6 protein-coding genes and 1 pseudogene are annotated in these 9,513 nt (G+C 35.0%); 6 read left to right on the forward strand and 1 reads right to left on the reverse strand.

The window, feature by feature from the left end:
• Positions 1-242: 242 nt before the first annotated feature.
• Positions 243-1,772, forward strand: a complete 1,530-nt coding sequence (locus tag L950_RS22355) for a hypothetical protein (RefSeq protein WP_021190414.1) — start codon at positions 243-245, stop codon at positions 1,770-1,772.
• Between the two features lie 8 nt (positions 1,773-1,780).
• Here L950_RS22355 and L950_RS22360 read toward each other — a convergent pair.
• Positions 1,781-3,216: pseudogene (locus L950_RS22360) on the reverse strand (sulfatase-like hydrolase/transferase).
• A gap of 620 nt (positions 3,217-3,836) precedes the next feature.
• On the opposite strand from L950_RS22360, the gene L950_RS22365 reads away from it, so the two are divergent.
• The 5 genes from L950_RS22365 to L950_RS22380 all read left to right on the forward strand — a co-directional run bounded on the left by L950_RS22365 (position 3,837) and on the right by L950_RS22380 (position 9,416).
• Positions 3,837-5,063, forward strand: a complete 1,227-nt coding sequence (locus L950_RS22365) for an MFS transporter (protein ID WP_197086641.1) — start codon at positions 3,837-3,839, stop codon at positions 5,061-5,063.
• Positions 5,064-5,183: 120 nt separating this feature from the next.
• A complete protein-coding gene (locus L950_RS22370; protein WP_021190416.1) occupies positions 5,184-5,603 on the forward strand; it encodes an SRPBCC domain-containing protein in 420 nt (139 codons plus the stop codon).
• Between the two features lie 311 nt (positions 5,604-5,914).
• Positions 5,915-6,949 (forward strand): TonB-dependent receptor plug domain-containing protein, encoded by a 1,035-nt coding sequence (locus tag L950_RS34380; RefSeq protein WP_231577796.1) that lies wholly within the window; start codon positions 5,915-5,917, stop codon positions 6,947-6,949.
• Positions 6,943-8,163, forward strand: coding sequence for a TonB-dependent receptor domain-containing protein (locus L950_RS34385; RefSeq protein WP_231577797.1), 1,221 nt, complete (start codon positions 6,943-6,945; stop codon positions 8,161-8,163). Before L950_RS34380 ends, L950_RS34385 begins: the two co-directional genes overlap by 7 nt.
• A gap of 2 nt (positions 8,164-8,165) precedes the next feature.
• On the forward strand, positions 8,166-9,416 hold the full coding sequence (locus L950_RS22380; protein WP_021190417.1) for a PepSY-associated TM helix domain-containing protein: 1,251 nt from the start codon (positions 8,166-8,168) through the stop codon (positions 9,414-9,416).
• Positions 9,417-9,513 lie beyond the last annotated feature (97 nt).

Raw genomic sequence — 9,513 nt, forward strand, 5'->3', positions numbered from 1 at the left:
AAAAAATGCCCTGTCGATCTGATCCAAGCAACCAATTTTCTCGATGTAAAAGCAAATAAGCTTTATGTTTATGAATTGTATCATAATTATCCCTATGAGGCCCCACCGTCGCCAGTCTTAATCTAGATAACTTAACATGGACTATTGAAAGCTATGATCGTGTCCAAAAGGAACTGCATCACCATGGATTCTTTTTTGATCAACAAGCAAAGCAATACTACATCTTCGGAGGATATGGAAACATGTCCTATAGTGACAAATTCTATCAATATACCGTTGATTCTACCAAATGGCAAAAACTTGAAGATTTTACCGGAGATAAGCTCTTCCCACGATATTTTCTATCTGCGGGCTATATGGAAAACAATCGTACAGCATATATTTTTGGAGGAATGGGAAATGAGTCTGGAGAGCACATTGTTGGAAGAAAATACTATTATGATCTACACAAAATTAACTTAGATACTAAAAAGGTGACAAAAATGTGGGATATTCAATGGAAAGATAAGCATGTGGTACCTGCACGCGGTATTGTATTCCCAGATCAGTCACACTTTTATGCCTTATGTTATCCCGAGCATCTCACCCGATCAGCAATCAAGCTTTATCGGTTTTCAATCCAAGATGGAAGCTATGAAATATTAGGTGATTCTGTAGCCATATATTCGGACAAGATTTCAACACGGGCACAGCTTTATTATGACCATCAACTTGGACGTCTACTCGCTTTAGTACAAGAGTCAAATGATGATGTTAAGTCAACATTAAAAATCTATTCCCTAAACTCCCCTCCTATCTCAGAAACAGAATTAAGCAATTATCCAAAAAAAAATAATAAAATTAAATATCTGATTTTTGTATTATTCGGAGGAACTGTTGCAATAGGAGCTTACATCATGCTCAAAAGGATCTCTAATAAAAAAACAGGGCGACATATGATCTTACCAGTACCTGCAGGTGTAGCTGATAGCAATAAAGAACATTTGTTGATCAAGACTAAAAAATTAGCACCCATCGGTAAATTAAAACCAAGTAATAACGAACCCGCTGTCTGGAAAAATAACTTACAAGCCAATGCAATCTATTTATTTGGAGAATTTACGGTATTAGATCGCAATCAAAAAGATATATCCCATTTATTTAGTACACGACTTAAACAAGTTTTTTGTTTGATTTTAACCCACGCAGGTGAAGCCGGGATTTCATCCGCATTATTAAGTCATCTGGTATGGCCAGACAAATCTGAAGATAAAGTCAAAAATTCAAGAGGCGTTACAATCAACCATTTAAGAAAAGCATTAAGTGAATTGGATGGGATAGAATTACGCTATGAGAAAGGGCGTTTTAAAATTGAACAACATGCCGATTTCTATTGCGACTATACGAGATGTATGAAACTCACTTCGTCTATTAACAACACTGAAAACAGAGATGAGTTAATTCATCTATTACGAAGGGGAAAGTTCTTACAGGGTACCAATCAACCTATTTTCGACTCAACTAAGGCTGATCTAGAGAAAAATATAACACCTCTTTTAATCACTGAAATCTATCAAAGTATGGAGAAACATGCCTATAACGATAGCATGGCATTGGCTGAAGTTATTTTTCTGTTTGACCCTCTCAATGAAAATGCGTTATTTATGGAAATTAAAGCAATGATTGCTTTAAACATGCTCCAAGAAGCTCGCATACGTTTTCAAAACTTTGCTAGCGAATACCGGAACATTATGGGAGAAGACTTCCCTTTCAACTTTGAAGATATAGCCTAATTTACATCTTAAGGATTTAAACCTCCAATCAAATAGACCTTATCATTTGATTGGAGGTTCTCTTGAGTTGCTGAAAAACTATTCCTTTTCATCGAAAGAATTAAATACCTTTTTAGTTCCGTCAGTTTTTCAGGATATTCATGAATCAAATTTGTTCTTTCACTCGGATCCCAGGCAATATTAAACAATTCCTCTACCGTCTCCTCCGTTTTCCCTGAAATTAAATTTGTTCGTTGTTTAATAATACGATATTTCCAATCACCAACTTTCACAGCTTCTGGTTTACCATAATTAACCAAAAAAATTGGTCTATGGACATAGTTTAAATCAGTCTCTTTACCTTCCAGTAAATTACGTATTGATTGTCCATCCAGTTTTCTGTCTGGTAAAGAAGATCCCGTCCAAGAAGCAATAGTTGGTAAAATATCTAAATTACTGATAGAAGAGCGAATAACTTTTCCTTCCGGGATAATTCCCTTTCCGAAAACAATAAAAGGAACTCGGGCACCGCCTTCATAAGTAAGCGCTTTCGAACCTTTAAATACACCAGCAGTTCCAACATGCCAATTTTTCGTCTCGCCGTCATCTGACATACGAGCAGGATACTCAATCCAAGGTCCATTATCACTAGAAAACATCAAGATGGTATTTTTATCCAGACCTTTAGCCTCTAATGCGTGCCATAATTGGGCAATATACTGATCCAACTCATACAAGACCGCCCCAAGAGGACCTGCATTTTGTGCACTGGCATAAGGATTTTTCTTGTTTGAAAATGCCAATGGCAGATGAGGGAAATTATGTGCATAATACAAAAAGAAAGGTTTGTCTTTTTTTTGCTTATTGATAAAATGAAGTGCTTCACGGTGATAATGCTGACTTAGATCCGAATCATCAGGAGCAAATACTTCAGGACTGCGATTTCTAAAAAGTTTAATAACAGTATCTGTTTTCACATAAGGTGCACGGTAATCATGACTATAGAGCATACCATAAAAGAAATCAAATCCTTGTGCATTGGGTAGCGATTCTCCTTTATCACCAAGATGCCATTTTCCTACCAAAGCTGTTTGATAGCCCTTCTGCTTTAACATTTCAGCGATCGTTACCTCAGCATCAGGTAGACCTAATTCCGAACCAGGACCGATCGGTTGAGGCAAGTTATAACGAGAAGCATAACGTCCGGTCAATAACGACGCACGGGATGGCGTACATGAAGGAGTGGAAACGACATAATTTGTAGCCGTACACCTTTACTCGCTATCGAATCTAAAAAAGGTGTTTGAATATTCGGACTACCATAAGATCCCAAATCCGAATACCCCATATCATCCGTCAATATAAAAATAATATTAGGAGGTTGTTTTTGAGCATATAATAAGGAACAAAAACTTATACCCGTTAACAATAACAACATTCTTTTTTTACACGACACGATACTCATAATAGTAATTTCTTTTTTTAAATTAATCAATAGGATTTATAAAAATTAAAAACTGCTGCATGTTTATTAAAACCTTTGCAGGGACTACATTATCGATCTTCCAATATTAAATAAATGGCATAATCAATTTCAGAACTGCAGGATTGATTTATAATTGCTGACCAATATAATTAATAAATTGTGCGACCTACAATAAAAAATCTAGTAAAATACGAAAACGATTTCATTCCATCAATTTCAATAACATCATTTAAATGTAAAACATAGCCGTAAAAATAACATTAAACCGTTATGAGATTATAGAAAAAAATCATGTAACATCAGCAAGACAGCAAATGAAAAATAAAACATAACCAACTCATTACAAGTACTATAATAAAAAAAACAAAATTTATTTTCGGAAATTATATAATCAAAGAATTATGTAAAATGTAAAATTATATACCATCCACGTTCTGTAAATATTAAAAAACAAGTATTCATCTTTATTGAATTTTATACCTTTGCCACATGAGTACATTCAAAAATAGGTTACACATGTCATATGTAACTTTTGCGACATTTCAGATATCCTCAAGAACATTCGCTAGCTAAAGAAATCCTATTTACGTTTATCTCATTTGTTTTCAATAAACAATACACATGCAAGAAAATACTTTAAATTCACGAAAATCATTTGCTCCGACACTAATTGCATTCGCATTGGTTCCAATTTCGGGCTTAGCAACAGACATTTACCTACCATCCATGCCACAGATGGCAACAGAGCTAGGACTGGCAGAAGTAAGATTCAACTCACCTTATCCCTGTTTTTAATTAGTTATGGTATTTCACAATTCTTTGCCGGTGCCCTTGTTGATGCATGGGGAAGATATCGGATTACCTTAATTTCTCTTTTTCTATTTACAATCAGCTTTTTTATTACAGCCACAACTGATAGTATTATTGTCATTTATATGATGCGCATACTGCAGGGAATACTATCCGCTTTTGTTGTAGTATCAAAACGCGCCTATTTCGTTGATGTGTACGAAGGTGAAGAGCGAAAACGATACCTGAGTGCCATCACGATCGTTTGGTCATTAGCGCCAATTATTGCTCCTTTCATTGGCGGATATTTACAGGCACAATTTGGATGGCGCTCTAATTTTATGTTATTAGCTGCTTACAGCATTGTGCTCTTCATATTAGAACTCATTTTTTCCGGTGAAACAATCCGTCAGAAAAATCCACTTCAATTTGAATATTTAGTCACTGAATTTAAGACCATGCTTCAAACGAAAGACTTTACGTTTGGAGTGCTCATGTGTGGAATAAGCTATGGTTTAGTTATGTTCTACAATCTAAGTGGACCATTTTTCATTGAACACAATTTAGGTTATAGCTCCATTACGACCGGATACATTTCCTTATTAATGGGACTTGCATGGATGTCCGGGGGATTTATCGGTCGTGCACTAATCAAGAAAGCACTACTACCAAAATTAAGATATGCTAATTATTTACAAATTGCTTTCATTATTTTAATGATTATAATATCTCCGTATATCACAAATCTCTTTACATTATCACTATTCGCCTTCTTGATCCACGTTACCGCAGGATTTATATTTAATAATTATTTCGGTTACTGCTTAGGTCGTTTTCCTTTATCAGCAGGAATTGCAGGTGGCTTAGCAGGTGGTATAACTTACCTCGTCACTTCTGCATTAAGTTATATTGTCGTGAGTCTCGTTAACCCAGAAACACAGACTGAGATAGGTATTGGTTATGCAGTATTTGCTGTTTTGGGTTTCGTTACCCTAATGATAATTAAGGCGAAAAAAGCGTACAAACAATGGACGTAATCACTAATTTTAGATTATTCTAAAAACAAATTGGCGAAATTATACGTTTTTACCTTAACATTTTAGACAACTTAAAATAAGCTTTTGTTTCAACTTTTTTAAATATTTCACCAAGGTATCATGATTACATCTTCAATAGTAATACAAAAAAAAGCATCAATTATCTGGGCGGTACTGACCGATAAGAATCAATTCAAGCAATGGTATTTTGACATTCCTGATTTTGCTCTAGAGAAGGGCTTAACATTTCATTTTTATGAGCCTGGTGGTAAAAATAAATTTTTACATGAGTGTACAATACTTGAAATTATTCCTAATAAAAAATTAGTTCATACCTGGACTCACCCCACCTTTAGTCAGGGTGTAACAACAGTCAGTTGGTTACTCCAGGAAAATGAAGGATTAACAACTGTTACTTTACATCATGAAGGTATCGAAAACCTTCATGATGCAGGCCCCGAATTTGCTTCAGAAAACTATCAAACCGGATGGGATCAGATTCTCAGCAATCTCAAAAAGTTTGTTAACGAAAAAGATTAATAAATTTCCCAAAAGCGGGTATATTTTACAAAAAGCAATTGTAATCTAATTCATAAACATTTTAGAGTAGTAAACTCACAATAAGACCTGTAGAGTTTATGTCTAGTAACTAATTACTGCTAAAAAAAATCAAATAATAATTTCACTCGAATTAAATAGATTGTATATTTGCCTATTGTTTAGAACAAATCTAAATCAACATAAGAATATTACAGATGCCTATTTCATTCCCTTCCATCTCTAATAGATGGAAATTTCTAATTCTAATAATACCATTACAGGTATTCGTTTTCATTTGTCAAGCACAACAAATGACTATAAAAGTCAAAACAGAAAAAGATCTTCCAATTGCTGGAGCGACGGTACGTTTAAATCAACAACTATTAGGAAGTACAGATACAGCTGGTGTGTTGATCACAACAAATGAAAAAATAGCAAATCAAAAAATATCAGTCTCCGCGATAGGATTTAAAGAAAAAACCCTCAGCTTATCAAATAAACCCAGCAATAATTTAATCAGCATCACTTTATTGGAAAGTACAAATGTATTGGATGAAATCGTTGTTACGGCCGGAAGAAAGCCAGAAAGTATTTCAACGATACCATCCTCTATCACAATCTTGAATCAACAAGATATACAAGCACAAACCAACATTACGAACAATTTAGCTACGGTACTTGGTAATGCAATTCCGGGTTTGGGTACCTCGACCAATAAAGCTACAAATTCTGGACAGACCCTTCGTGGACGTGCCGTACTTGTTTTGATAGATGGAATCCCGCAATCAACACCGCTTATGAATGGAGCACGTGACCTACGCACCATCGACCCTAGTGTGATTGAACGTATTGAAGTAATAAAAGGTGCTACTTCAATCTACGGAAATGGTTCAGGTGGAGGTATTATCAATTACATTACCAAGAAAAACAAAGACGGAAAAAAGATTAGTGGTCAGACCATTTTGGGAACATCAATAAATCCATTTGACCCTAAGGAAACCTTAGGTTACAAACTTTCACAACAGCTTTCAGGACAGGTAAATAAATGGAGTTACACCGTTTCGGGTTCGGCAGACTACACCGGTTTACAAAGAGATTCCGATGGTTTACCTCTTGGACAAACTGATGGTCTTTCCAATTCCTATCAGTACAATGGCTTTATTAAAATAGGTTATCAAATTGATTCAAGCAGTACATTGACTGGATTTTATAACTATTATGGAAGTACACAACGTGCCAAATATATCAGTAAAAACGGCATCTATGTCAGTCGCCTACAATTGGAGTTAGAGGAGAAGAACCAGGCAAACCCGCAGGTACACCTTACAATCACAATGCGATGTTAACCTATTCAAAAAGTAATCTTTTTCATTCAACCCAATTGGATGTAACAGCTTATTTAAATTCCTTCAGTTCAATGAACAGATACGTTGCTAGTGGAACGGCTTGGTATGGTCCTGGACAAACCATGATCAACTCTGAGAAAAAAGGATTGCGCTTAAATCTGAATACTCCATTTCAGCTTTTTTCTATTCCAACTGAAGTAACTTACGGTTTAGATTTATTAAAAGATGTAACCTATCAAGATTTAACAGATGGACGTGTATACATACCAAAAATGAATATGGTTAATTTTGCCCCCTATGCGCAAGTAAAAGCCGACCTCATTGAAAATTTGATCTTTAAAGCTGGGCTTCGTTATGAAAATGCAACCGTTAAAGTCAACGATTACAATACCATAGCTACTGGTCCGAATGGAGAAGGAAGTATATTGGTAAGCGGAGGAAATATTCCATATAAAGCGACAATGTTCAATGCAGGATTACGCTATACTAAATACGATTATTTCAACCCTTTCGTTAGTTTTTCGCAAGCATTTGCGATCAATGAATTAGGTCGTATTTTACGCCGTGCTAAAGAAAATACAATCGGTAATTTAGAAACAGACCCGATCATTACCAATAACTATGAAGCTGGTTTTTCAAGCCGTTTTAGTATCTTCAATATTTCAGCCTCTTACTACATCAGTACTTCGGATTTAGGTGTTAATTTAGTAGATGTTGGTGGTTTTTTAATGCCTCAGCGTGAACCTGAAGAAGTAAAAGGATATGAAGTTACTCTTGATGCGCAACTGAGTCAAAAATTGAGCGTCGGTGGAAGCTATGCATATGTAGAAGGAAAAGCAAAAATGGATGATGGTAGCAAAATTTATCTTAATGGATCTCGGATTGCACCACCTAAAGCAACAGGTTTTTTAAGTTATAAACCAAACCAACAGTTAAATCTGCAATTGTTTTGGATACACACTGGAGCTAGAGATCGATTTGCGCTCAATGACAAAGGAAAATATAACAATAGTGAAGGCCCAATCAGTAATATCGACCTCTTCAATTTATCAGGTAACTACAATCTGAATAAAAATTGGAAAATAGGCTTCGGAATAGAAAATATATTCAACACATCCTACTACCCTACAGTTAGTCAATACCGTGCATTGGATGCCGAATACGTCAAAGGTAGTGGTACAGTCACTTCATTAAACCTTCATTATCAATTTTAAGAATGATTAAGGCAGGTTTATTATGGCTACATAAATGGCTAGGTCTCTTTACAGGCCTAGTTGTTTTTATTGTTAGTTTATCGGGTTGCTTTTATGTTTTCTATGATGAGCTTAAACTAATAGTCTATCCTCAAAAATACTATACTCAAGATTCAGTTGGAGAAAATAGTAAGTTACTCCCACTAACACAGCTGATTGATATTGCGCAAAACGCTTTACCTAAAGGTGAAAAAATAAGTAGAACAGATCTGTACCTCTCACCAGACAGAACTTGGATATTTCGTGCGCTAAAAACGGATGAACATGCTTTTGGTAATAATCAATATTATATTTACCATAAACGAGTTTTTATTAATCCTTATTCGGGTAAAGTACAAGCGGTAGAAAACTCCAAAACAGAATTTTTTCAGATCGTCTTACAACTTCATATGAACTTACTATTGGGCGCCATGGTAGGCCATTGGGTAGTAGGAATTTCGGTCATCATATTCATAATAATTTTAATAACAGGAGTGGTCCTATGGTGGCCTAAAAAATGGACCATCAAAAAATTAAAAAGACAGCTTTGGTTTGATTTTAAAGTTAAATGGAAACGATTAAACTATGACCTACATCAAATCTTAGGACTTTATAGTGTCATTTTCACCCTATTAATTGCATGTACAGGTATTGCATTTACATTTCCCGCATTTAAAACTTTTTATGTAAAATCGCTCAATGGTTTCGATAGCACAAAAGAAATTGAACAACAGGAAAAGTTCGAATATGTACCACAGAATCAGTCTAAAATATTAGATAATGCGCTCAATTTCACCATATCAAAACACCCAAATGCAGATATGATGTCGATTCGTTTACGTAAATCTCCAACAGATCCACAAGATATTCAAGTGCGGTTTATTAAAGATCGTACCGGCGAATTTATTTGGTATTATTTTAACACAGGAAATGGTCAGATTGAAAAAATAAAACAATCGGAAAATGCTCCCATAGGGGATAAAATTGGCGCGATGAACTATGATCTTCATGTGGGTAATTATGGAGGTATAGCCACTAAAGTTTTACATTTTTTCATCGCTTTAATATGCGCATCACTTCCTATTACAGGAACAATCATTTGGTTAAACAAGAAGAAAAAGAAAACCAAAAAAGAATTAAATAATTTCAATTATATAATAACAATTTTACCATTTGCAGTACCATTTTCTAATAGCCTGTGCGCTTCTTTTACATTATCCACATTGAATCCATAAAGTGTGTGATTAAATTATTGACTCCCTCGTTAATCACAAATTCTAAACAAAAGAGATTTAAATCATTCCAGCTTTTAAAGAAAATTACCCCGTCTGG

Origin of the sequence: Sphingobacterium sp. IITKGP-BTPF85, assembly GCF_001006065.1 — a bacterium.
GTDB lineage: Bacteria > Bacteroidota > Bacteroidia > Sphingobacteriales > Sphingobacteriaceae > Sphingobacterium > Sphingobacterium anhuiense.